Below are 25528 nucleotides of genomic sequence, written 5' to 3' on the forward strand. Positions count from 1 at the left end.
ATTCCAGAATAGTTTCCTCCAACCGATTTATGACCAATCTTGCTACCGAATCGATCGCCGCTTCTCAGCCACCCATACCCGGTGCGCCCAATAACTGGAAGCGCTTTTTTAGCTTCAGCACCGATCACAAAGTGATTGGAATTCAGTACCTAGTAACGTCCTTCTTTTTCTTTCTGGTGGGTGGCATTTTCGCCATGATTATTCGGGGCGAATTGATCACACCGGAAGCAGATTTGGTCGATCGCACCGTTTACAATGCCATGTTCACCATGCATGGCACGGTGATGTTGTTTTTGTGGACATTTCCTTGTCTGTTGGGTCTAGGAAACTATCTCGTGCCCCTGATGATTGGCGCAAGGGATATGGCATTTCCTCGGCTGAATGCGATCGCCTTTTGGATGGTGCCCGTTTTCGGCACAATTTTGATGGCGAGTTTTTTGGTACCGGGCGGCCCGGCCCAAGCCGGTTGGTGGGCCTATCCACCCGTCAGCCTCCAAAATCCCACAGGCAACCTAGTTAATGGTCAGATGCTATGGCTATTGGCGGTGGCGATTTCCGGCGTTTCATCGATTATGGGCGCGGTGAATTTTGTCACCACGATCGCCCGCATGCGTGCCCCCGGCATGACTTGGTTTCGGATGCCGGTTTTTGTGTGGACGGTGTTAGCGGCCCAAATTATTCAACTGTTTGGTCTGCCCGCTTTGACGGCTGGCGCGGTGATGCTGTTGCTGGATCTCACCGTGGGCACGACATTTTTTGATCCGGCTAAAGGTGGCGATCCGGTGCTGTTCCAGCACTTTTTCTGGTTCTATTCTCACCCGGCCGTTTATGTCATTATCTTGCCGATTTTTGGCATCTTCTCTGAGGTTTTGCCAGTCTATGCCCGTAAGCCCCTCTTTGGCTACAAAGTGGTTGCCATTTCATCCCTAATCATCACCGGTTTGAGTGCTATTGTTTGGGTCCACCACATGTTTGCCAGTGGTACACCGGGCTGGATGCGGATGATTTTCATGGCCACAACCATGCTGATCTCAGTACCCACGGGGATTAAAGTTTTCGCCTGGGTTGCCACCATTTGGGGGGGTAAATTGCGCCTCAGTACGGCCATGCTATTTGCCCTGGGTGGGCTGGTAATGTTTGTATTTTCAGGTATCACCGGCATTATGTTGGCAGCAGTTCCGGTTGATATCCATGTGAACAATACCTATTTTGTAGTGGGGCATTTTCACTATGTGATTTACGGCGCAGTGGTGATGGGGATTTATGCAGCGATCTATCACTGGTTTCCCAAAATGACCGGGCGCATGTATTCCGAAGGGCTGGGGAAATTGCACTTTGTCCTAACTTTCATTGGCACTAATTTGAACTTCTTCCCCATGCATCCTTTGGGGTTGCAAGGGATGCCGCGCCGGGTCGCGTCTTACGATCCCGAATTTACGTTTTGGAATGTGGTGGCAAGCCTAGGAGCCTTCTTGTTGGGCATGTCTACCCTGCCTTTTATTTTGAACATGATTGGTTCTTGGGTGCAGGGTGAAAAAGCGCCCAAAAATCCCTGGCGGGCGATCGGGTTGGAATGGCTGTTGTCTTCGCCGCCAACGGTTGAGAACTTCGAGGAACTCCCGATCGTGGTTTCTGAGCCTTATGGCTATGGCAAATCTGATCCCTTGGTGTCTAATCCCGACGAATTAGAGGTGGCCCATGAACCCAACTGAAACGAACTTGCGAGACGATGCATTGCCGGGAATTGCGGAGGCCCATGATGACGCACACCATGCGGCCCATAGCCATGGATCCCCCGGCGACCAAATGTTTGGTTTCGTGATTTTTTTGCTGTCTGAAAGTGTTATTTTCTTCAGCTTCTTTGCGGGCTATATTGTCTACAAAACCACTGCCCAAACCTGGTTACCAGAAGGTGTTTTGGGTTTGGAGGTGCGCGAGCCAGCTATCAACACGGTCATTTTGGTGTCTAGCAGCTTCACGATTTATCTGGCGGAGCGCTATTTGCACGTTAAGCAGCTCTGGGGCTTTCGGGCATTTTGGCTGCTGACGATCGCCATGGGTAGCTATTTCCTATATGGCCAGGCGATCGAGTGGAGCCACTTAGACTTTGGGTTCACCGATGGGGTGTTTGGCGGCACGTTTTATTTGCTGACGGGGTTCCATGGTCTGCACGTTTTTGCTGGTGTGTTGCTGCAACTGATCATGTTGGTGCGATCGTTCATTCCGGGTAATTACGATCGCGGCGAATTTGGTGTGGCTTCGACCTCGTTGTTTTGGCACTTTGTGGATGTAATCTGGATTATTTTGTTCTTGCTGATTTACATCTGGCAGTAACCAAAACAGCGATCAGAATGAGGGTGATAGGCGATTTGGAATGAGACGAGCGATCGCCCATCAAACCCCTCACAATGTCAGTAAATCTGCAGGCAATAGTTTCAGTAGCTGAGTAGTCAGGACGATCTAATTATGATTATTGATGATTGCCATTACGACGTGATTATTATTGGTACTGGGGCTGGCGGCGGGACGCTAGCCCACAAATTAGCACCCACCGGCAAGCGTATTTTGATTCTTGAGCGGGGAGATTTTATGCCCCTTGAAGAACAAAACCGCAGCAATGTGGATGTTTTTAAACGTGAGCGATATCACGCGCCAGAACAGTGGTACGACAACACGGGCGAACCCTTTTCGCCCCAAATGAACTACGCGATCGGGGGCAACACCAAAATCTACGGAGCCGTGCTGATGCGGCGGCGAGAACAGGACTTTGCTGCCGTTACTCATCGCGAGGGAATTTCACCGGCTTGGTGTGTGGACTATTCAGAATTCGAGCCTTATTACACCGCTGCCGAAGCGCTTTATAAAGTGCATGGCCAGGCTGACCAAGACCCCACCGAGCCATTTCGGAGCAGCGACTATCCCTTTCCAGCGATCGAATCCGATCCGCAAATTGCCGCCATTACGGGAGCGATCGCCCAGCAAGGATTGCACCCATCTGCCTTGCCCTTGGGGTTAACTCGCCAGGACGATGACCCCACCAATGATTCCGAAGTGAGTGGCGTGCTACCAGCGGTGGAATATCCCAACGTTACCCTCAAAACCAAGGCAAAGGTTGTGGGTTTGCATACCAATTCCTCAGGACGCTTGGTTAAAGCCGTTGAAGCAGATATTAATGGCAAGCCCTATCTCTTTTTGGGAGATTTGGTGGTGTTGGCCTGCGGGGCGGTGAACTCTGCGGCCCTGTTGTTGCGATCGGCCAATGATTGTCACCCGCAAGGACTAGCCAATAGTTCAAACTTGGTGGGTCGCAACCTCATGAAAAACCTGATGACTGCAATCGTGCAGGTCAGCAGCAAAGCCAATTCCGGGGCATTTCAAAAAACCGTTTGTGTGAATGATTTCTATTGGGGAGATGCGGATTTTCCCTACCCCATGGGTCATATTTACAATACGGGCGGCTTGCTAACCGATGTGATTTTTGCAGAAGCGCCGCCGATGTTTTCGGTGCTTGCAAAATTCATGCCGGGATTTGGGTTGCAACAATTGGCGACCCGCTCGATCGGTTGGTGGATTCAAACGGAAGATTTACCTAATCCCAATAACCGAGTTTACCTGGATCAACACAAGCTTTGTATTGACTATCAACCCAACAATACGGAAGCGCACGATCGCCTCACCCACCGCTGGATTGATGTGTTGAAATCCCTAGAAAAGCAACTCGATGGTTTTCCGGTGGGCACAATCCATCCTCGCGGGGAAATTCCGGTGCAGGTGATGGCCAATCAATGCGGCACTTGTCGGTTTGGGGATGATCCGGCGACTTCCGTGCTCGATCGCAACTGCCGCACCCACGATGTGGATAATTTGTATGTGGTGGATGGCAGCTTTTTCCCCTCAAACGCCAGTGTTAGCCCCGCCCTGACGATTATTGCGAATGCGCTGCGGGTGGGCGATCACCTGCTCGATCGACTGGCTTAACTGGCTGAATCGAAGCTTGAGGACGAATGACTCGCAGCAAGACGGGGCGATCGCAACAATCCTTTACAATCAATCTGGGTGATCGGGCGCAGTGCCAAACCGTCGCCGGTTGTCGGCAAGTCGCGGCATTTCTCAGCGGGCCAAGCCGCGCGATCGGGGTAGGATATTGGACTTGCACCCCAGCGCATTTGCGTTTCGTCAAGATTTTTGCGAACTGACGCAACCGTCACGAGTGGCTTGGGGCAAGGGGCAATTGATCATCTAAAGCCCTGATCTGCCAGTGCGAGATCGTAGGGAGCAAGGGGCTTAAGCCCCTTGTTTAGGTCGTAGCAACAGCTCCTTTCCTATCCAGCAACCGCGTCAGTTCTGAATTCGTCCAGTTAAGTTCAAGTCCCATTTTGAGTCACCATGCGTACCCACTACTGCGGTCAACTGCGCGCCGAACAGGTTGGTAAAACCGTCACCCTTTGCGGTTGGGTCGATCGCCGCCGCGACCACGGGGGAGTCGTGTTTGTGGACTTGCGCGATCGCTCGGGGATCGTTCAGGTGGCCTCGAACCCGGACTTGCCCGAATCGTTTCAAATTGCCGACTCCCTCCGCAATGAATATGTGGTGCGGATTACGGGAACCGTCACCCAGCGGCCGCCTGAGTCCGTGAACCCCAAGCTGGCCACCGGGGAAGTGGAAGTGCTGGCGGATCAAATCGAAATCCTCAGCGCCGTCAGCAAGCAACTACCGTTCCAGGTTTCCACCTCCGAAAACGAAACCGTTCGCGAAGAATTGCGGCTGAAATATCGCTATCTGGATTTGCGCCGTCCCCGGATGCAGCAGAACCTGCAACTGCGTCATGCGGTGGTGAAGGCCATGCGCCGGTTCCTGGAAGATGCCCAGGGCTTCATGGAAATCGAAACGCCCGTCCTAACCAAATCCACGCCAGAAGGGGCACGCGATTACCTGGTTCCTTCGCGGGTGAATCCGGGCGAGTGGTTTGCCCTGCCCCAGTCGCCGCAGTTATTTAAGCAATTGCTGATGGTGTCCGGGTTCGATCGCTACTACCAAATCGCCCGTTGCTTCCGCGATGAAGATTTGCGGGCCGATCGCCAGCCGGAGTTCACCCAGCTCGACATGGAAATGAGCTTCATGTCCCTGGAAGAAATCCTGGACTTGAATGAGCAACTGGTTTGCCACATCTTCAAAACCGTCAAGAACATTGACCTGCCGCGCCCCTTCCCGCGCCTGACCTACGCCGAAGCCATGGATCGTTACGGCAGCGATCGCCCCGACACCCGCTTTGGCATGGAGCTGGCGGACTGCTCGGATCTGTTTAAGGGCTGTGGGTTCAAGGTGTTTTCTGGTTCGATCGCGGCCGGTGGGATCGTCAAAACCCTGCCCGTACCCGGCGGCAACGATGCGGTATCCAACGTGCGGATCAAGCCCGGTGGGGATCTGTTCGCGATCGCCTCGGAAGCCGGAGCCAAGGGTCTGGCCTTCATCCGCGTGCGCGACAACGGCGAAGTGGACACGATCGGGGCGCTCAAGGACAGCCTGACCCCAGAAATCACCGCCGAACTGCTGCAACGCACGGGCGCACAGGCGGGCGATCTGCTGCTGTTTGGCGCGGGCCCGGCGGAGATTGTGAACAAAACGCTCGATCGCCTGCGGTTGGCCCTGGGCAAAGAACTGAACCTGATTGATCCCGAAGCGATCAATCTACTGTGGGTCGTCGATTTCCCGATGTTCGAGTACAACGCCGACGAACAGCGCCTAGAAGCCCTGCACCACCCCTTCACGGCCCCCAACCCAGAAGATTTGGCGGATCTGAAAACCGCCCGCGCCCTGGCCTACGACATCGTGCTCAACGGCACGGAAATCGGCGGCGGCAGTCTGCGGATCTATCAGCGGGATGTGCAGGAGCAGGTGTTCGCGGCGATCGGGCTGACCGACGAAGAAGCCCGCGCCAAGTTCGGCTTCCTGCTCGATGCCTTTGAATATGGCACACCGCCTCACGGGGGAATTGCCTACGGTCTCGATCGCCTGGTGTCGATTTTGACCGGCGAAGACTCGATCCGCGACGCGATCGCCTTCCCCAAGACCCAACAGGCCCGCTGCTTGTTGACCGATGCGCCATCATCGGTGGAAGCCAAGCAACTGAAGGAATTGCAAGTGGCTTCGACCTACAAACCCAAGAAGCCGGAAGCCGAAGCCTCGGCCTAGGAGGGTGTCGCAAAAGCCTCAATTGCGACCTTGCAGGTCTGACCAACCGACAAAGACAAGGGGCTGAAGCCCCTTGCCCCACGTCTGTTGATGCTTGGCCCTTGTCACCCGACAATTGGGCAGACCTCCTCTCAGCCTCATGACCTAAATCTCGTCACCTAAATCTCGTCGCCTAAATTACAAGGGCTGTCATCAGTAACTCGGTGACAGCCCTCTGTCTTTTTAAAGTGTTTTTAAAGATGGCTTGCGTTTGAAATCACGCAGACCTGTGACCTGTGACAACGGATCTGTTTCCCGATTGATGCAAATTAATCAGTACAAATAGACTGATTCGCTGTGCTTTTCTGGAACTACGATAGATTTCGAAGAAAACTCAGTAGAATTAATTCTTGAAAAAGGTTGAAAACCATACAAAAACATGATCGACTGTCATTTCTTGGGTTTCAGCTACTTAGTTTGATTTGATACATACTTTGCATTTTTACTCTTTTTTTACTAATTTTTCCGCTAATTTATATCTGTTTACAACTCGCTTGACTGACAATTGACGAAAGAGTTGGATCGCTTTGAGAAAATCAATGGGCGAAATGAGCAGCCCGGCGCTTTCTCCTTGGGTAGTAAATAATAGAAGAACTTCCCTTCTGCAATGCATATGGCTGCCTTGTCTGTCACCCTGACTCCTTTGGATCCGCAGGCTGCCTTGATTCAGAACCCGCTGATTGTTTCACCGGACACACCCGTGGTAGCGGCGCTCCATCGGATGAGTCAGGTGCGATCGAGCTGTGGAATTGCGGAATCCACCGATCCTGAAAACAACAACCAGCAGGTGCTGCGAGAGGCTCGGGGGAGCTGTGTGCTGGTGGTGGATCAAGACCGCCCGATCGGGATTGTGACCGAGCGAGATGTGGTGCGGCTGTTGGCCGAACAAACCTGCTTGGATCAACTCACGGTCTCCCAGATCATGATCCAGCCCTTGGTGACCTTGCAGACCAAAACTTGTGAAGACCTGGACGTGATGGCGGCCATCACGCTGTTGCACAAACATGGCATTCGCCATTTGCCCGTGCTGGATGCAGATCGCCGGTTGGTGGGCTTGATGACCCACGAAAGCCTCTGCCAAACCACCCGCCCGATCGACCTGCTGCGGATGCGGTTGGCCTCAGAGGTGATGACCCAGCATGTGGTGGCGATCGCGGTCACCAGTTCCATGCTTGATGTGGCGCGGCTGATGGCTGAGTGCCAGGTGGGATCCGTGGTGATTGTGGAGCCAGGTGCAGCAGATGCAGGACAGCAGCCCGTGGGAATTGTGACGGAACGGGACTTGGTGCAGTTTCAATCCCTGGGTTTGGACTTTCAGCAGTTCACGGTGCGAGAGGTGATGAGCACACCGGTTTTCACCGTGGCCGCCGATAGTTCCCTGTGGTTGGTTCATGAGTTGATGGCCAAGCGCAACATCCAGCGCGTTTTGGTCATGGGCGATCGGGGCGAGTTGGTGGGCATCGTCACCCAAACCAGTTTGCTGCGGGTTCTGAATCCCCTAGAGCTATACAAACTGGCGGAACTGCTAGAGCACAAGGTGAACCAGCTCGAAGCGGAAAAACAGGCCCTGGAAACGCTGCATCACCAGGAACTGGAGCAGCGGGTGGAAACCCGCACAGCGGCCCTGCGGGCCAAGGCAGAACGGGAACTGCTGTTGGTGGCGTTGGCCACTCAGATTCGATCGTCCCTGAGCTTACAGAGCATTTTGGATACCACGGTGCAGGAGGTGCGGCGGGTCTTGCAGTGCGATCGAGTGAATATTTGGCAATTTCAAACCGCCGACAAGGCCAGAGCTAGGGTGGTGGCGGAATCAACGGACCTGCCCATTTCCATGATCGGCACGGAACTGGAGGGTACTTGGTTTCAGCATGACCAAGAACCGGTTTATCGACAGGGCTATATCCGGGTTGAACCCGACGTGGCCGCCAGTGACATGGGCGGGTGTCACCTCAAGTTACCGATCGAGCTGCGGCCCCGCGCCAAAATTCTGGTTCCCCTGCTTTATCAAGAGGAACTGTGGGGATTGTTGAGCGTTTCCGAAAGCAAAACCACCCGAAACTGGTTGCCCGACGAGGTGAAATTGCTCAAGGGCCTGTCGGTGCAATTGGAAGTGGCCCTCAAGCAGGCCATCACGCACCAGCAACTGCAACAGGAATTGGAAACCCGCACGCAAGCGGAAGCCTTCCTGCGTGAAAGCGAGCAGCGCTATGCCAATCTTGCGGCCGTTGTGCCCGTGGGCATCTTCCGCATGGATTTGCAGGGACGGCCCACCTACGTGAACGAACGCTACTGCCAAATTTTAGGCTGCTCCATTGAAGAGGGTCTTGATTGGGATTGGGAGCAAACCCTGCACCCGGACGATCGGGATTGGGTGTTGGCTCTGCGGGAGCAAAATCTGCGGGAACAATCCTCCTGTCAGTTGGAATGCCGGTTCCAATCACGCGATCATCGCCACGGCCCCGACCCCGATCGGGCTGTCACGTGGGTGGATATGCGGGTGGTGGTGGAGCGGGATGCCACGGGTCAACCGATCGGCTATGTGGGAACCCTCACGGACATCAGCGACCGGAAGCGATCGGCCCTCGAACTCCGCGAAAGTCGCCAGCGATACGCCAGCCTGTTGGCCGTGGCCCCCGTCGGGATTTTTCGCACCGACACCGCCGGCCATTGCCTATACGTCAACGATCATTGGTGTGAAATGACCGGCCTCGACCATCGGGCCGCCCTTGGTCATGGTTGGCAGCTCACCCTGCACCCGGACGATCGCGCCTTAGTCACCAATGGCTGGATGCAAGCCATCCAGACCAATCGCCCCTGGAAGGCCGAATATCGCCTGGCACGTCCCGATGGAGAAGTGCTTTGGGTCTATGGCCAATCGGTGGTAGAGCGCCATTTCAACGGCGATATCGTGGGCCATGTGGGAGCCATCACCAACATCACCGATCGCAAACAGGCTGACTTTGCCCTGCAAAACCTGATCGAAGGAACCGCCGCCACTGGCCTCGATTTTTTCCCTGCCCTGGTCAAACATCTGGCCACCGCTCTCAATGTTTCCCACGCTTTTGTGGCCGAGCGCATGGGCAATCGAATCCAAGTGTTGGCCTTTTGGAATGCGGGAACCGTAGAAACGATCGCCACCTGTGCCCTCAACCACTTCGATCAGGAACTGCCCTACCCCTGGCACGGGAACTGCCATCCACAGTTGCTTCAGTCTTTGTTTCCCCAAGTGCCTGGCCTGACGCAAATCACCGACAACAACTATCTGAGCGTTCCCCTTCAAGATTCCCACGGTCTGGAAATTGGTCACCTCTGCATCTTGAACCAAGGGCCCATTCAAGCGCCCCGCCGAGCCGAAACCGTCTTGCGCATCTTTGCGGCTCGGGCTGGAGCCGAACTGGAACGCCAGCAAGCCACCAACGCCCTTGAGCAGCTCAATCAGGATCTAGAAATTACGATTCAACGGCGAACCCAAGAGCTTTGGCGCGTTCACAATCTGCATAAGGCCATTCTGAACTGTGCCCCCTATGCGGTGATCGCCACCGACATCCAGGGGCTAATTACCACCTTCAACCCGGCCGCCGAGCGCATGTTGGGATATCGGGCCGCCGAAGTGATCCGCCAGCTTACGCCGGAAATTTTCCACGACCGTCAGGAGGTGGCCGCCCGGGCTGCCCAGCGATCGGCAGAGTTGGGCGAGCCGATCGCCCAAGGGTTTGAAGTGCTCGTGGCCCGGGCCCGCCAAGGCATTGTGGACGAGAACGAGTGGAATTGTATTCGCCAGGATGGTTCTCGGTTTCCCGCCGCCCTTTCCGTGAGCTGCCTGAGGGATCGCAATGATCAAATCATTGGCTTTTTAGGCATTGCCCAAGACATTACCGATCGCAAGCGCACAGAGCAAGAGAATCGTTTACTCAAAGAGCGGTTGGAGTTTCTATTAGCCTCCAGTCCCGCTGTGATCTACAGTTGCAAGCCCGATCAACACTACACCACGACTTTTGTTAGCCCCAATGTGGAATCCATCCTCGGTTACACGCCCCAGGAGTTTATTCAGGATGCCAACTTCTGGATTAGCCGAATTCATCCCCAAGATGTGGACAGGGTGCTTAGCGATCTCAATAATTTGCCCGAAGGCAGCCGCTACAAGTATGAATATCGATTACTCCATGCGGACGGTTATTATTTGTGGGTGCGTGATGAACTCTATTTAGTGCGCGATGAGCAGAATCAGCTCCTAGAAATTGTGGGCTATTTTGCGGATATCAGCGATCTCAAGCAAACGGAAGCGATCGTGGTTCAGCAGGCCAAGCGCGAGACCCTGCTATTAGAAATTACTCAGCGAATTCGTCAGTCTTTGGATCTTTCGATCGTGTTTGAAACGGCTTGTCAGGAAATTCGGCAGCTCATGGAGTCCGATCGAGTTGGCATCTTTCAGTTTAATCCCGAGTCCCAATGGCAAGATGGCAGGTTTGTAGCGGAATCCGTTGATGACAAATATCCATCGGTGATTGCGGTTTCGATGGATGATCGCTGTTTTGGCGGAAGCTATTTCCAGCGCTATGCCCAAGGACAATATTGTGCAACTGACGATATCTATGACGGCAGCCTCAGCACCTGCCATGCGGATGTTTTAAAGCGGCTTGCGGTGCGGGCTAATTTGGTGATGCCTCTGCTTTGTAATGGAGCCTTGTGGGGGCTGCTTTGTGTGCATCAATGCATGAAAGTCCGGCATTGGGAGCTTTCAGAGATTGAATTAATTAAGCAAATCGCCAATCAATTAGAAATTGCGATTCAACAGGCCAGCCTCTATGACCGAATGCAAGCCGAATTATTAGTTCGCAAGCGAGCGGAGAAGCGAATCGCCCTCCAACTCCATCAACAGGAATTATTAGGCGTTATTTCCCAACGAATTCGAGAATCGTTGGATGTGGCTGAAATTCTGCAAGTGGTCACTGACCAAGTGCGGCAAGTTTTTCAGTGCGATCGCGCAATCATACTTCAGGTGTTCCCAGATGGCCACAGCCAAATTTTTGAAGAATCTGTTGCGCCAGGTTTCCCAGTTCTCAAAAACCGCCAGTGGGATGATGAGCATTGGTCCATAGAAATCTTGGAGCATTATTGGCAGGGAGAGCCACGAATTGTGCCAGATGTGATGAGCGATCGGTGGACAGATTGCCTACGGGAATATTCCCAAGCAGGACAAATTCAGTCCAAAGTGGTGGCTCCTATTTTGCAGGAGGTGCATGTTCACAGCGAAGATCGCTGGGTTTCCGTGGGGCACAATAACCGCCTGTGGGGAGTGTTAGTAATCCATGCTTGCCAGGAACAGCGGGTGTGGCAGGGGGCCGAGGCCAAACTTTTGCAACAAATTGCGAACCAGTTGGCCACGGCAATTCAACAGGCTAATTTATTTGAACAATTGCAACGGGAGCTTCAAGAGCGCCAGCAGGCTCAACAGCAATTGACCGATCGCAACCAAGAATTGGCCGTTTCTAATCAAGAATTGGCACGGGCCACTCGGCTAAAAGATGAATTCTTGGCGAACATGAGCCATGAGCTACGAACGCCGTTGAATGCCATTTTGGGAATTACTGAAGGGCTTCAGGAGTCGATTTTTGGTCCCATCACTGAGCAACAGGAGCGCGTGCTGCAAACCATTGAACGCAGTGGCTCCCATCTTTTATCATTGATTAATGACATTCTCGATGTGGCCAAAATTGAAGCCGGACAGCTAGAGTTAGACATTGCAGCGGTTCCTGTTTCGCCCCTGTGCCAATCTAGTTTGGCGTTTGTTAAGCAACAGGCTTTCAAAAAAGGAATTCAATTGGCGATTCAGCTTCCTCCCAAGTTGCCGGACTTGCTGGTGGATGAACGCCGGGTGCGTCAGGTACTGATTAATCTGTTAAATAATGCGGTTAAATTTACCCCCGACCACGGATCTGTTTCTTTGGAAGTTTGTTTGGGAACATCACGGCGAGTCCCTAAACTGAACAGTAGTTTGGGGGAAACAGAAGTTCACCAGTTTTTGGAAATTTCGGTGGTGGATGACGGGATCGGGATTTCGCCGGAAGATGTTCGCAAACTCTTTCAGCCCTTTATGCAGGTGGACAGTGCTTTGAATCGGCAGTACACCGGCACAGGGTTGGGGTTAGCGCTGGTGAAGCGAATTGTTGAATTGCATGGTGGAGAAGTATCCCTCGTGAGTGAAGTAGGTGTTGGCAGTCGATTTACGGTCGATTTGCCCTGTGCAAGTACGCTGTCTGGGCCGGATCAACCGGCAACGGGGGCGATCGAGGCGGCGGAACCCAGTCCGGCCGTACCTTTGGAATCGCCGTTGATTCTGTTGGCGGAGGATAACGAAGCCAATGTCAGCACGATCGTGGCGTATCTGCAAGCGAAGGGCTATCGCCTGACCCTGGCCAAAAACGGCGAGGAGGCCGTTGCTTTCGCCAAGGCCGCGCCGCCGGATCTGATCCTGATGGATATTCAGATGCCGGTGATGGATGGTTTGGAAGCCACTCGCCAAATTCGCCAAGATCCAACCCTGGCCAATGTGCCGATCATTGCCCTGACGGCTTTGGCAATGGCGGGCGATCGGGAACGATGTTTGGCGGCGGGAGCCAGTGATTATCTGAGCAAGCCGGTGCGACTCAAGCAGTTGGCAGCCATGATTCAAGAATTCCTCGCGGCCATTTCCTAAGCTAAGGGGGCGGCCGTGGGCGCTGCGGATCTCACGGAATCCCCAAAAATCTGCCGATCGCGGCGATCGTGCCCAGGAAGCCGGTTCCGGGATCGAGCGCGAACAGGGGTGCGCAACCGGGTAAGATAACAGCCTGAATCATTGACCTTCATTTGCCCCAGCCCTCGTCGCCATGACTGCCCCGGTAGACGCGCTTCCCACCCAATACGATCCCAAAGCTGCCGAAGCCAAATGGCAGACCACCTGGGAGGACTCCGCTGCCTTTGCGGCCAATGTCGATGCCGCTGGCGAGCCGTTTTGCGTGGTGATTCCGCCGCCGAACGTCACCGGCAGTCTGCACATGGGCCATGCCTTTGAGCACTCGCTGATCGATGCCTTTGTGCGCTACCACCGGATGACCGGACGCAACACCCTGTGGCTGCCGGGAACCGACCACGCCAGCATCGCTGTGCAATCGATCCTGGATAAGCAACTGAAGGAGGCAGGAACCGATCGCTTTGCCTTGGGTCGTGAGGCGTTTCTCGATCGGGCCTGGACTTGGAAAGAAGAATCCGGCGGCACGATCGTTGGGCAAATGCGCCGCCTGGGCCTGTCGGTTGATTGGGATCGCGAACGCTTCACCATGGACGAAGGCCTCTCCAGCGCCGTGCTCGAAGCCTTTGTGCGGCTCTACGAAGACGGGCTGATCTATCGCGGCAAATACATGGTCAACTGGTGCCCCGCCTCCCAGTCGGCCGTGTCCGATTTGGAAGTGGACAACAAAGAGGTGGATGGCAGCCTCTGGCATTTCCGCTACCCGCTGACCGATGGTTCCGGCGAAGTGATCGTCGCCACGACCCGCCCGGAAACCATGCTGGGCGATACGGCCGTGGCGGTGAACCCCAAGGACGATCGCTACAAGGCCCTGATTGGCCAAACCGTCACCCTGCCGTTGGTCGGCCGGGAAATCCCGATCGTTGGCGATGAGTTCGTTGATCCGACCTTTGGCACGGGCTGTGTGAAAGTCACGCCGGCCCACGATCCCAACGATTTCGAGATGGGCAAGCGCCACAACCTACCCCAAATCGAAATCCTGAACAAAGACGGCACAGTCAACGAAAACGGCGGTGAATTCTGCGGCCAAGACCGGTTCGTGGCCCGCAAAAACCTTGTGGCCAAGATGGAGGAGCTGGGCTACCTGGAAAAGGTGGAAGCCTATCGCCACTCCGTGCCCTACAGCGAGCGCGGCAAAGTGCCCGTGGAGCCGCTGTTGTCGTCCCAGTGGTTCTTGCAGGTGCGCCCCTTGGCCGAAAAGGCCCTGGCGGATCTGGAAAACAACCGGGAGCCGCTGTTTGTGCCCGATCGCTGGACAAAGGTCTATCGCGATTGGCTGCTGAACCTGCGCGATTGGTGCATTTCCCGCCAGCTCTGGTGGGGTCACCAAATCCCCGCTTGGTACGTGATCAGCGAAACCAACGGCCAAGTGACGGAGCACACGCCCTTCATCGTGGCCCGCACGGAAGCCGATGCTCTCAAGCAAGCCCAGGCCCGCTACGGCGAAGATGCGGTGCTGGAGCGGGATGAGGACGTGTTGGATACCTGGTTCTCGTCGGGGTTGTGGCCCTTTTCGACGTTGGGTTGGCCCAATGAAACGGCGGCCGATTTCCAAACCTATTACCCGAACACGATGCTAGTGACGGGTTTCGACATCATCTTCTTCTGGGTGGCCCGGATGACGATGATGGCGGGCTATTTCACCGGCCAAATGCCCTTCAAGACGGTCTATGTCCACGGGCTGGTGCGGGATGAAAATAACCAAAAAATGTCGAAATCCAAGGGCAATGGGATTGATCCCTTGCTGTTGATCGACAAATACGGCACGGATGCGGTGCGCTATACCCTGGTGCGGGAAGTGGCCGGCGCGGGTCAAGATATCCGCCTGGACTACAACCGCAAAACCGATGAGTCGGTGTCCGTGGAAGCGTCGCGCAACTTTGCCAACAAGCTGTGGAATGCGTCGCGGTTTGTGTTGATGAATCTGGCGGGGGAAACGCCGGCCAGCTTGGGTGCGCCGGAGGCCGATCGCCTGGAGTTGGCCGATCGCTGGATTCTGTCGCGGTTTAACCAAACCGTGCGCCAAACCCGCCACGACATCGATCACTACGGTTTGGGCGAGGCGGCCAAGGGTCTCTACGAGTTCATCTGGGGCGACTTCTGCGACTGGTATATCGAGTTGGTGAAGCCCCGGTTGAATGGGGATGATCCGGCGGCCCGGCGGACGGTGCAGCAGGTGTTGGCGCTGGTGTTGGATGGGACGCTGAAGCTGTTGCATCCCTTCATGCCCCACATCACGGAAGAGGTGTGGCACGCTCTGACGGGGGCGGCGGCGACGGACTTTTTGGCCCTGCAAGCCTACCCGGTGGCGATCGAACAGGCGATCGATCGGGAACTAGAAGCCCAGTTCGAGGCGATCATCAACGCGATCCGCACGATCCGGAACCTGCGGGCCGAGGCAGATATCAAGCCTGGTCAGAAAGTGCCGATCGTCCTGCAACCGGAGACCGATCGGGAGCGGACGGCCTTTGAAATTGGCCGCGCCTACATTTGCAACCTGGCCAAGGTGTCTGACCTGACGATCCAGGGCGGTGCAACCCCGGTGAAACCGACAGCCGCCCCAGAGCCGACCCTGATGGATGCGGACACGGCAGCCCTGCTAGAGGCGATCGCCACCGACGGGATGGATCTGGATGCGGACGAACTGGCTTGGGAGCAAAGCGAAAAACGGCGGGTGGCCCTGCTGACCCTGGCCATGATGGGGACGGCGGCCTTTGCCCTTTACCTAGCCAACACCACCCTGGATGCGATCGACGAGATCCCGCTGCTGCCCTCGATCTTCCAGTTGATTGGCTTCTTCTGGACGGTTTACCACCTGCCCAAGACCCTGCTGTTTGCGCGCGATCGAGCCGCCTTTGCCAACGGCGTTCGGCAAGCCAAGCTGACCTATATCGGCGAGGGCAATCCCTTTGCGGTGCGGGCCTATCCTGGAGAAACCCCGGCCGCCGCTCCGACCAAGCCGCAGCCGCTCCAGTTGCCGGCCGCCCAAGCGCCGGAAGTGACCTTGCCGATCGACCTGGGCCAGGCGGAACCGGAAGCCGTCCCGATCGAGCGGGCCATGGCCGGCGTGGTGGGTACGACCCAAGTGTTGCTGCCCCTAGTGGATGGCGTGGTGGACTTGGCTGCCCTGCGCGCTAAGTTGACCAAGGCCCTGACCAAGGCCGAAGGGGAAATCAAGGGGCTGTCGGGTCGCCTCAGCAATCCGGGGTTTGTGGACAAGGCTCCGCCGGAAGTGGTGGCCAGCGCCCGGGCCGCCTTGGCAGAAGCGGAAACCCAAGCCCAATTGCTGCGCGATCGCCTGGCCCAGTTGCAATAAATTGCCCCGAAAATCCTGAATTCCAGCAATTTCCTGAGTTCAAGAAACAAATCAGCGTATGGCTTCACCGGAGGGGACATGGTGCTTTATTTAGCCCAAGTGCAACAACAGGAAACGGATCACTCCCTAGCCCTGATGCCGCTGGCGGTGCAGTCCGTCGATCGGGGATGGCAAATTACCCGAGAGCGCCAACGCCAGACCCTGCCCTTACCGGAACAGGCTCAGTGCCATCCCCAGCAGTTGGTGCTGATTGAGGTGGACAACGCCCAATTGGTGACCGACTGCCAGGATGCAACCGATTGGATTTTGGAGCTGATTAAAACCTACTTGAGCTTGGGAGTCACGCCCGAGGAGTTGGCTCACGAAGCCAACCGCCTAGAGCAGTGGAAACAGTCTCTGACCCTGCAAAATCAAGAGCTATCGCGGCGATCGCTGGAGTTGGAAATTCGCCGCGATCAGCTACAGGCTCTGGAAGCGGCCCTCAAAACACCTTCCCCGGAAGATGAAGAAGCCGCCGAAGCCACTGAGGATTAGTGGGGGAAATCAACGATGTCTTTTTTATCCAAAGAAACCCTGTTTGGTTTATCTCTGTTTCCCTATTTGGGGTTTCTGTGGTTTTTGACGCGATCGGGTCAAGCGCCCAAGCTGGGTCTGATTGGGTTTTACCTGACCCTTTTATTCGTGGCGATTACCATTCCCGCCGGTATCTACGCCCAGGTGCATTACAACCAAAGTCTTGCCGATGTGGACTGGCTCCATGGCAGCGCGGAGGTTTTCTTGACCTTGGCGAATTTGACCTTGGTGCTTGGGTTTCAACGGGCCATCAGCCAACTGAAAGCCACCAAAAAGGCCCCATAGGCCCGCTAGCCCGCTGAGTTGGGGGACTCGAACTGGGGTTGCCCAGGATTGATGCGGTGGGGATGGCTCAGCGGGCGGCGGCTAAACCGCTAGTTCTGGTAGCGGGAACATTTCACCCCGCAGATAAGCCTCAAAGTGCTCTTTGAAGTAGCGCCAAGAGGTCATGTTTTTTTGGGTGCTGTGGTGATCAGGCGCGTGGCGATATTTCGGGAGGCGATCGCGGATTTCCGTTTGCAGCAGGGGCGGCAAGGCCTCGAAGCCCGCCACCCGCTGACCACAGGCGCTGTAGACCAACTGCCCGGAGCGATCGCCCATTTTCATCCAAGGCAACCAAGGGCCAATCCGATGCCAAGCAACGGTCATGGTTTCAACGGCGGCCAACTCCGGATTGGTTAGCTCCGAAAGCGGAACGGTCAGCTTGAAAAACTCAGCGGCGCTGTAGTGGGGGCTGGGGCTGTAGTCCTGGAAGCGCGGGTCATTGCCCAAGGGGTTGGGATAGGCCGGAAACACATCACAGGTAAAAATCACCGCATCGCCCGCCAGGGTCGCTCCGAACGTGCCCGTGAGGCGACTTTGCACCGGGTCATTGGCCACATGCACCACCGGCACGGTTTCCCCCGTCCAGGGATTATCCCAACTGTGGAGCACGGCCCCCGTATCGGGATCCAAATAGTAGGTCAGTTCCCGGGACACCAAGCTCCAACTGCCATCTCCGTTGTTCACACCCCGGGCCACGTTCATGCCCACGATGTCAAACAGGTGGCATTGGGTTTGGTCGGGCAGCATGGCGTAGATGGAGCCAGTCCATTCCACATACACGTCCCGATCGTCCGTGGCGGCTCGGGCCTTGAGGAAAGTGGCCGCATCAAATTCCGATCGCCCGGAGCCAGGCGCGATCGGGTGAGGGCGGGCCGGTGCTGGGGAACTGCGCAAGGAACTAGGGTTGCCGGTCTGGATACTCATGGTTCAGCCTCCACCTCGGGGGATTGGCCCAAGAGAACTGTGGCGTGGTTGACACGCTTGTCACAATTTCAATATATCGCAACAAATTTTAACAGTAACCCTCGCTACGGTTTTTCTGGACTTCAGAATCTGCTTGGGATCGCGAATTCCCATTCGATCGGCCCGGGAGCGATCGGGCTGAAATGGCTTTACTGTCAACCCCTTGTCAATTGCCACCGAGCAACGGACACTGGACGTGGAAGTGGATTGGCAGCGCTAGAGGTCGTCTTGTGAAAAGAGTTTTAGGCATCATCCTAGGCGGCGGAGCAGGAACCCGCCTGTATCCGCTGACCAAATTACGGGCAAAACCGGCAGTCCCCCTGGCGGGCAAATATCGGTTGATCGATATTCCGGTTAGTAACTGCATCAATTCCGAAATTCTTAAAATCTACGTCCTCACCCAGTTCAACTCTGCCTCGTTGAACCGTCACTTGTCCCGGGCCTATGCCATGTCCGGGTTCACCGATGGTTTCGTGGAGGTTTTGGCGGCCCAACAAACCCCCGATAGTCCCAATTGGTTCCAAGGCACTGCCGATGCGGTGCGGAAATATCTGTGGATTTTTGCCGACTGGGACGTGGATGAATACGTCATCTTGTCCGGCGATCATCTCTATCGGATGGACTATCGAAAATTTGTGGAGCATCACCGCGCCACCAATGCCGACATCACGTTATCGGTGATCCCCATTGATGAGAAGCGGGCCTCGGATTTTGGCCTGATGAAAATTGACGGCAACGGCCGGGTAACAAGCTTTAGCGAAAAACCGAAGGGGGATGCCCTCAAGACCATGGCGGTGGACACCACCGTTTTGGGTTTGCCGGCTGACCGGGCCCAGGAGATGCCTTATATCGCCTCCATGGGCATTTACGTCTTTAAAAAAGAAGTTTTGATTGACCTGTTGAATGAGTCCGTAGATCGCACGGATTTTGGGAAAGAAATCATTCCGCAGGCGGCTCCCAATTACAACGTTCAAGCCTATTTATTTGACGGTTATTGGGAAGATATTGGAACGATCGAAGCCTTCTTTGATGCAAATTTAGCGCTGACCAAGCAACCGCAGCCACCCTTTAGTTTTTACGATGAACATGCGCCGATCTATACCCGATCGCGCCATTTGCCCCCCACGAAAATTTTGAACGCCCAGGTTACCGATTCGATCGTGAGTGAGGGTTGCATCCTCAAAAACTGCACGATCGAGCATTCCGTGTTGGGGGTGCGCTCTCGGGTTGAATCTGGCTCTGTGATTGACAACGCCCTGTTGATGGGAGCGGATTACTATCAACCCTTCCCCGAGCGGATGGACTGCCTTGAGCGGGGCTACGTGCCGATCGGGATTGGGCCAGATTCCACAATTCGCCGCGCCATTATTGACAAGAACGCCCGCATTGGCCAAAAGGTGGCGATCGTCAACAAGGACAATGTGCAAGAGGCCAACCGCGAGGAGTTGGGCTTTGTCATTCGCAGCGGCATCGTGGTGGTTCTCAAGAACGCCACCATTCCCGACGGTATGGTCATTTAAGCCATGAGTATTTGACCCGGCAATCCGGTTGACCGGAAACCGGGTTATTAAAACGGCTGAATTGAAGTGCTCAGGTCGATCGGGCAGTGCTCGATCGAGTATTGGTCGATCAAGTATTGGTCGATCGGGCAGTGCTCGATTCAATCGATCAATCCAATCAACTGAATTGACCGAATCTATCGGATCTATTCGATCGGGAGTGGGCATTCGCTGGCTCTCGATTTTGTTTTGCTGGCGGTGGGATGGTTGCCTGCTTGATTGTGGAGCGATTGGGCCAACAGCGGATCAAGTCCCGAGTGCCATTCGATCGCGATCGCCCGGCAACGGGGCTGGGTGTATATTTTGGTGAAAAGTACTATAATTGCCATACTTCACCCGCCTATCTTCATACTGCCGTGTTTGCAGCCGCGCTCGATCGCCCCACCGCCGTTCCTCACGATCTTTTTGCTGCCATTCGCGACCTCAAGCGCGAACTCAACGCCGTCATTTTGGCCCACTATTACCAAGAATCGGAAATTCAAGATATTGCCGACTATATTGGCGATTCGTTGGGTCTCTCCCAGCAGGCAGCCCAAACCGATGCGGATGTGATCGTGTTTGCGGGAGTTCATTTCATGGCAGAAACAGCCAAAATTCTGAACCCCCACAAGCAGGTGTTGTTACCGGATTTAGAAGCGGGCTGTTCTTTGGCGGACAGTTGCCCGGCGAGTGAATTTGCCGCTTTCAAGGCTCGCTATCCCGATCATTTGGTGATTAGTTACATCAATTGCACCGCTGAAATTAAGGCCCTGAGTGACATTATTTGCACCAGTTCCAATGCGGTCAAAATTGTGCAACAAATTCCCCCAGAACAACCCATTATCTTTGCGCCCGATCGCAACTTAGGCCGCTACGTGATGCAACAAACGGGTCGCGAGATGGTGCTTTGGGATGGTAGTTGCATTGTCCATGAAACCTTTTCGGAACAAAAATTGGTGCAACTTCAGGTTCAATATCCTGAGGCGGAAGTGATTGCCCATCCTGAATGTGAACCGCCCCTGCTGCGCCATGCCAGTTTCATTGGTTCCACCACGGCTTTGCTCAACCATGTGCAGCGGAGCGATCGGGCGGCGTTTATTGTGGCCACGGAACCTGGAATTTTGCACCAAATGCAAAAGGCAGAACCCCAAAAGCAATTCATCCCCGCGCCACCCGAGGGCAATTGTGCTTGTAATGAATGCCCACATATGCGGCTGAATACTTTAGAAAAGCTCTACTTCTGCATGAAGACGCGATCGCCTGAAATCACGATGGATGAGTCCGTGCGATCAGCCGCTCTCCAGCCCATTCAACGAATGCTGGCGATGAGTTAGTAGCGGTTGATTTCTAAACCAGTCATGCAAAAAGGGGCTAATTCTTAAAGAACTAGCCCCCCTGTTTCGGAAAACCGAAGATTAAGGTTTTACGAGCAAGCTTTGCGGGAAAGCTTTACGGGAAAATTCTACGGGTTAGGAACCGATGCCACATCACCCGGGAGAGCTTGCAGGACTTCCAACCGAACGGAAGCCACCCCGGAGCTGTACATGTCGATTTCGCGAGCAGCAGCCACCGACAGATCAACAATGCGGCCACGGGTGAAAGGCCCGCGATCGTTAATCCGCACAATCACCGATCGACCGTTGCGCAGGTTCGTGACCCGCACCAACGTGCCAAAAGGCAGGGTTCGGTGAGCAGCGGTGAGGGCGTTCTGGTTAAAACGCTCGCCGTTAGCCGTGCGGTTGCCGTGGAAACCGGGCCCATACCAGGAAGCCTGTCCCGTTTGGCTCGATCGCACCGCGTAGAGCACCCCGTTATGTCGCAGGCCATTAGCGTTGGGATTGCCCAAAGCATCATCGCCCGACTGGTTCGAGGCAGCCCGCATCCGCAACTGGCCGTTGTAAGCCAAGGGTTGAGCATTTCCCAACTGACGGCGCAGGCGGTTGGTGACCTGCACTGCATCGGCTGAGTAGCTGGCAGTGGGTTGGGGGGCAAGGGTGGTTTGGTCGATCGCAACCAGCGGCTGGCCGCCCATCGTCACCCAATAGCGATTTTCGCGGTTGCTCCACTCGTAACGAATGGCCTGGGCATCCACACCGTTGGCGTGGCGTTGGTCAATTTCGCGAGCGGTGGCGGTGGCCCGTTCCAGGGCGTTGGTGGTGCTGGCTTCGTCGTTGGCCAGGAAAGTCACCACGGGAATGTTGCGAACATAGAGCGTCACTGCTGTCCGGTTGCCCAGTTGGTGGGCATGAACCTTGGTGATTCCGTACAGTTGCGACCCGATCGCGGTGGGCTGTGGAATCGCAGCAGCAGCACTGATGCGCGCACCAGTCATTTCAGCGGCTGGCTGGAGGGCCAGGGTGGGAGCGGTTAACTCCGCTGCCAAGATGACTGGGGGGGTGGACTGAGCTTGGGCCGGAATGGGTTGAATTTCTTCCCCAAGGGCGGGAGCTTCAGCACCGAAGGCGACGGCGGCCACCGAGGCAGCCAACAACGTCAATTTTTGAATGGAATAATTCATGGCGTGGTGGGGTAAACGTCACGCGCGCCTCAAACTAGGTTCAGTGATCAGGCTCTGGCCGTCCGATGCTCACGAACATGCAATGGTCGAAGGGAAACGAAGTGGGAGCTAGTTGGAGTTAACTGACAAAAGACCACCAAGGGGCGATCGGGAAAGTTAAAGACGTTGGCGCAAAATGCACCGGAGCATCAACAGGTTTTGGAGTATCAGTTAATCGCCGGGGAACTCAGGGGGAGTTCATGGAGGTTAGTCAGTGGCGATCGAACTCGATATTGCAAAACCGGGAACCTAGGAGGTCTGTCGGTTGGTCATGCACCCTAGCAGAGCATCAACACAGCGGTTCCGAAGTGACCAAGCGTCCGTCTAAACTCCAGTGCAACATTCAGCACAGTGGAGACGGCGGCTTTGGTGAACTCGGAGGCTGGCCAATGCCGGAACCCAGTTAGCAATAGTTTCAAGGAACCAAAGCTGGGAACCAACGCTGCACAGGGCAACAACACAGTGGACAGAAAGCGATTGGCCGTGGCGATCGCAATCAATGGGTGGATAGCTGAATCGGCAAGAGTTCCAACCGCTTCGCACTCTCCGGCAGTTGCCACCAAGGGTTTTGTTAAGAACCGCAAAGTTTTGACTGCAAGATTGACGTAGGTTACCACAGTCAACCGCAGCAGACCGCCTGATCCCCAGTGGCGGCGCTCTGGGTCTGGCATCGGTGGGGATCGCTCCCTGCTCGATCGCCATGGAAAACAAAGGATTTCAGCCCCTTAGGCTCGATCGTCGTTTTAATAAAAATTTAAGATTTCCCGACCCCAAATTAGTTCCTTTGGGAGCGCCCACAGGACAGAATCGCAACTGGCTGAAGGCTGGGCTAAACGCTTGGAAGGCTGAAGGTTCATAGTGCTTGCGGCAACCTGAATGCTAAAATCCATGCCGTTCAGCGCCCCGCCCCCAACGATTTATTTCTCAAGGGTTATTTCTCAAGGGACTATTTCTTAAGGGATTACTTCTCAAGGGATTATTTCTCAAGGAAAGTCTCCCTCAGGAGCGGCGGGCGACTTCGAGAGGAACAGCAACCGTGGACTATCGGGAAGCAGGAGTCGATATTGAAGCGGGTCGCGCCTTTGTGGATCGCATTCGCGATCGCGTGCAACGCACCTTCCGTCCTGAGGTGCTTGGGGGACTGGGCGGCTTTGGCGGTTGTTTTGCGCTGCCCACGGGCTATCAGGAGCCGGTATTGGTTTCCGGAACCGATGGCGTGGGTACAAAGCTGGAAATTGCCCAAAAAACCGGTCAACACAACACCGTGGGCATTGATTTGGTGGCCATGTGCGTCAACGATGTGCTGACCTCTGGAGCCGAACCCCTCTTTTTCTTGGACTACATCGCTACGGGCAAACTGCGCCCGGAGGCTATGGCCGATGTAGTGGAAGGCATTGCGATCGGCTGTGAGCAGGCGGGTTGTGCTCTGCTGGGCGGCGAAACGGCCGAAATGCCGGGATTTTATAGCGAAGGAAAATATGATTTGGCGGGCTTTTGCGTGGGCATTGCCGAGCGCAGCCGCCTCCTGACCGGTGCTCAGGTGCAGGTGGGTGATGTGGCGATCGCCCTGCCCAGCTCAGGACTGCACAGCAATGGGTTTAGCCTGGTGCGCAAGGTAGTTGAACAGGCGGGCCTGACTTGGGGCGATCGAGTAGAAGGGCTGACGGGCGATCGCACCTTAGGTGAGCTGGTACTCACGCCCACCCAAATCTATGTTCAGCCCATTTTGAACTTGCTGAAGTCTGACCTGTCGATCCATGGCATGGCGCACATTACCGGTGGCGGGCTGCCGGAGAACTTGCCGCGCACCCTGGGGCCGAACCAAGCCGTAGCGGTCGATCGCAACAGTTGGCAAATTCCCCCCCTGTTCCAGTGGTTGGCCCAAACGGGCGATGTGCCAACCGCGGCCATGTTCGATACCTTTAATATGGGCGTGGGCTTCGTGGTTTTGGTGCCTGCTGCTGAAGCTGCGGCTGCCTTGACGCAGTTCAATCAATTGGGAATTGCTGCTTGGCAATTAGGCGAAGTGGTGGCAGGTCAGGGCGAAATTCTAGGGCTGTTGTAATCAGGGCTGGTTCATTAGCTTTTTGGCTATTTTTGCCGATCTTTTCGCATTCTTCCTTCTGATTGGAAGCGGCTGGAAGGCGGTTTGGAAGAAGTTTTGATCCTGTCATTGCTGTTGCGTTTGAGAGAGCTGCTGTGCTGCCACTTGCCTTGCAATTCACTTCGCCAGGGCCCGTTTTTCTGAAATTTGGCCCCCTCATCATTCGCTGGTATGGACTCTTAATTGCGATCGCCCTGATGACGGGCGTGAGCCTATCTCAATGGCTAGCAACTAAGCGTCGAATTGATCGGGATTTGGTTGCCGATGCCTCCATTTGGTTGGTGTTAGCTGCCTTGCCGGCCGCTCGGATCTATTACGTGCTGTTTAATTGGTCAGCCTATGCAGCCCATCCAGAGCGGATCATCGCCATTTGGGAAGGCGGCATTGCAATTCATGGCGCTATTTTGGGTGGCTTGGCAGCATTGTTGCTGTTTTCTCGCCTCAACAAAATTCCCTTTTGGCAGTTGGTGGATGTCATTACGCCTTCGTTGATTTTGGGCCAGGCGATCGGGCGGTGGGGCAATTTCTTTAACTCCGAAGCTTTTGGGCGGCCAACGGATTTACCTTGGAAGCTTTATATTCCGCCCGATCGTCGTCCCTTGGGCTATGAAGGATTTGAGTATTTTCATCCCACATTTCTTTACGAATCGCTCTGGAATTTGGGAGTTTTTGGGTTATTAATGACCCTCTTTTTGCGATTGCCTAATTTGCGACCCGGGACGATCGGTTGTGTTTATGCCGTGACCTATAGTTTAGGTCGAGTTTGGATTGAAGGTTTACGCACCGATAGTCTAATGTTTGGCCCCCTGCGCATGGCTCAGATGGTGAGTTTGACCGGGGTGATTTTGGGCGGTTTGGGTTTGTTTTGGCTCTATAAACTTCGTCGATCGCTGCCTGATGTGGTGAACGTGGGTCACGAAGCTTCCAATGGTTAAGGCTCCATTTCAATAATCATCAGAGGTAACCCAGCAGCCCAGGAATTAGGCTGAAAAATTAGGGCAACAAAGCTCCCCAGTTAAGACCCCAAAATAGAGATTTTCAACGGCCAAAAAATCAAAACCAAGCTAACTCAAAACCAAACTAACAAAGATACAGAATTACCAGCCAAGTAAACCCGTTTCCTTGATCGTTG

General features: G+C 54.9%; 15 protein-coding genes. 12 read left to right on the plus strand and 3 right to left on the minus strand.

Translation table 11 applies throughout. From position 1 onward, the window contains the following. The first annotated feature begins 29 nt into the window (after positions 1–29). The 8 genes from ctaD to H6F46_RS01555 all read left to right on the plus strand — a co-directional run bounded on the left by ctaD (position 30) and on the right by H6F46_RS01555 (position 17195). On the plus strand, positions 30–1712 hold the full coding sequence (gene ctaD, locus H6F46_RS01520; RefSeq protein WP_190355753.1) for a cytochrome c oxidase subunit I: 1683 nt from the start codon (positions 30–32) through the stop codon (positions 1710–1712). Between the two features lie 94 nt (positions 1713–1806). Then, the gene (locus H6F46_RS01525) at positions 1807–2334 is read left to right on the plus strand and encodes a heme-copper oxidase subunit III (protein WP_347278348.1); all 528 of its coding nucleotides are present in this window, start codon (positions 1807–1809) and stop codon (positions 2332–2334) included. A 132-nt stretch (positions 2335–2466) separates the two neighbouring features. Further along, on the plus strand, positions 2467–3978 hold the full coding sequence (locus tag H6F46_RS01530; RefSeq protein ID WP_190355749.1) for a GMC oxidoreductase: 1512 nt from the start codon (positions 2467–2469) through the stop codon (positions 3976–3978). 408 nt (positions 3979–4386) lie between these two features. Then, the gene (gene aspS / locus H6F46_RS01535; RefSeq protein WP_190355747.1) at positions 4387–6192 is read left to right on the plus strand and encodes an aspartate--tRNA ligase; all 1806 of its coding nucleotides are present in this window, start codon (positions 4387–4389) and stop codon (positions 6190–6192) included. 652 nt (positions 6193–6844) lie between these two features. Then, entirely contained in the window at positions 6845–12928 is a 6084-nt protein-coding gene (locus tag H6F46_RS01540) for a PAS domain S-box protein (protein ID WP_190355745.1), read from the plus strand. A 172-nt stretch (positions 12929–13100) separates the two neighbouring features. Further along, entirely contained in the window at positions 13101–16337 is a 3237-nt protein-coding gene (locus H6F46_RS01545; RefSeq protein ID WP_190355743.1) for a valine--tRNA ligase, read from the plus strand. A 78-nt stretch (positions 16338–16415) separates the two neighbouring features. Beyond that, complete coding sequence (locus H6F46_RS01550) at positions 16416–16871, plus strand: hypothetical protein (RefSeq protein ID WP_190355741.1); 456 nt, start codon at positions 16416–16418, stop codon at positions 16869–16871. A gap of 15 nt (positions 16872–16886) precedes the next feature. Continuing rightward, complete coding sequence (locus tag H6F46_RS01555; protein ID WP_190355739.1) at positions 16887–17195, plus strand: DUF3593 domain-containing protein; 309 nt, start codon at positions 16887–16889, stop codon at positions 17193–17195. Positions 17196–17276: 81 nt separating this feature from the next. On the opposite strand, the gene H6F46_RS01560 is transcribed toward H6F46_RS01555, so the two are convergent. Beyond that, complete coding sequence (locus tag H6F46_RS01560; RefSeq protein ID WP_099532440.1) at positions 17277–18158, minus strand: DUF1838 domain-containing protein; 882 nt, start codon at positions 18156–18158, stop codon at positions 17277–17279. A 269-nt stretch (positions 18159–18427) separates the two neighbouring features. Here H6F46_RS01560 and H6F46_RS01565 point away from each other — a divergent pair, with 269 nt between their 5' ends. After that, entirely contained in the window at positions 18428–19717 is a 1290-nt protein-coding gene (locus H6F46_RS01565) for a glucose-1-phosphate adenylyltransferase (RefSeq protein WP_099532439.1), read from the plus strand. A gap of 242 nt (positions 19718–19959) precedes the next feature. Next, entirely contained in the window at positions 19960–21069 is a 1110-nt protein-coding gene (gene nadA / locus H6F46_RS01570; protein ID WP_242027726.1) for a quinolinate synthase NadA, read from the plus strand. 128 nt (positions 21070–21197) lie between these two features. On the opposite strand, the gene H6F46_RS19190 is transcribed toward nadA, so the two are convergent. Further along, on the minus strand, positions 21198–22253 hold the full coding sequence (locus H6F46_RS19190; RefSeq protein WP_190355738.1) for a septal ring lytic transglycosylase RlpA family protein: 1056 nt from the start codon (positions 22251–22253) through the stop codon (positions 21198–21200). Between the two features lie 317 nt (positions 22254–22570). Then, positions 22571–22963 (minus strand): hypothetical protein, encoded by a 393-nt coding sequence (locus tag H6F46_RS01580; protein ID WP_190355736.1) that lies wholly within the window; start codon positions 22961–22963, stop codon positions 22571–22573. A gap of 365 nt (positions 22964–23328) precedes the next feature. Between H6F46_RS01580 and purM the strand changes: the two genes are divergently transcribed. Together purM and lgt are read left to right on the plus strand one after the other, a co-directional pair. Continuing rightward, a complete protein-coding gene (purM, locus tag H6F46_RS01585) occupies positions 23329–24357 on the plus strand; it encodes a phosphoribosylformylglycinamidine cyclo-ligase (RefSeq protein WP_190355735.1) in 1029 nt (342 codons plus the stop codon). 137 nt (positions 24358–24494) lie between these two features. Next, the gene (gene lgt / locus H6F46_RS01590) at positions 24495–25331 is read left to right on the plus strand and encodes a prolipoprotein diacylglyceryl transferase (RefSeq protein WP_199291343.1); all 837 of its coding nucleotides are present in this window, start codon (positions 24495–24497) and stop codon (positions 25329–25331) included. Positions 25332–25528 lie beyond the last annotated feature (197 nt).

It is taken from the genome of Limnothrix sp. FACHB-1083, from assembly GCF_014696485.1.
GTDB lineage: Bacteria > Cyanobacteriota > Cyanobacteriia > CACIAM-69d > CACIAM-69d > CACIAM-69d.

Bases quoted from the DNA above. Each gene is read 5' to 3' on its own strand.
- ctaD (WP_190355753.1), top strand. From the start codon at position 30: ATGACCAATCTTGCTACCGAATCGATCGCCGCTTCTCAGCCACCCATA.
- H6F46_RS01525 (WP_347278348.1), top strand. From the start codon at position 1,807: ATGTTTGGTTTCGTGATTTTTTTGCTGTCTGAAAGTGTTATTTTCTTC.
- H6F46_RS01530 (WP_190355749.1), top strand. From the start codon at position 2,467: ATGATTATTGATGATTGCCATTACGACGTGATTATTATTGGTACTGGG.
- aspS (WP_190355747.1), top strand. From the start codon at position 4,387: ATGCGTACCCACTACTGCGGTCAACTGCGCGCCGAACAGGTTGGTAAA.
- H6F46_RS01540 (WP_190355745.1), top strand. From the start codon at position 6,845: ATGGCTGCCTTGTCTGTCACCCTGACTCCTTTGGATCCGCAGGCTGCC.
- H6F46_RS01545 (WP_190355743.1), top strand. From the start codon at position 13,101: ATGACTGCCCCGGTAGACGCGCTTCCCACCCAATACGATCCCAAAGCT.
- H6F46_RS01550 (WP_190355741.1), top strand. From the start codon at position 16,416: ATGGTGCTTTATTTAGCCCAAGTGCAACAACAGGAAACGGATCACTCC.
- H6F46_RS01555 (WP_190355739.1), top strand. From the start codon at position 16,887: ATGTCTTTTTTATCCAAAGAAACCCTGTTTGGTTTATCTCTGTTTCCC.
- H6F46_RS01560 (WP_099532440.1), bottom strand. From the start codon at position 18,158: ATGAGTATCCAGACCGGCAACCCTAGTTCCTTGCGCAGTTCCCCAGCA.
- nadA (WP_242027726.1), top strand. From the start codon at position 19,960: ATGGTTGCCTGCTTGATTGTGGAGCGATTGGGCCAACAGCGGATCAAG.
- H6F46_RS19190 (WP_190355738.1), bottom strand. From the start codon at position 22,253: ATGAATTATTCCATTCAAAAATTGACGTTGTTGGCTGCCTCGGTGGCC.
- H6F46_RS01580 (WP_190355736.1), bottom strand. From the start codon at position 22,963: ATGCCAGACCCAGAGCGCCGCCACTGGGGATCAGGCGGTCTGCTGCGG.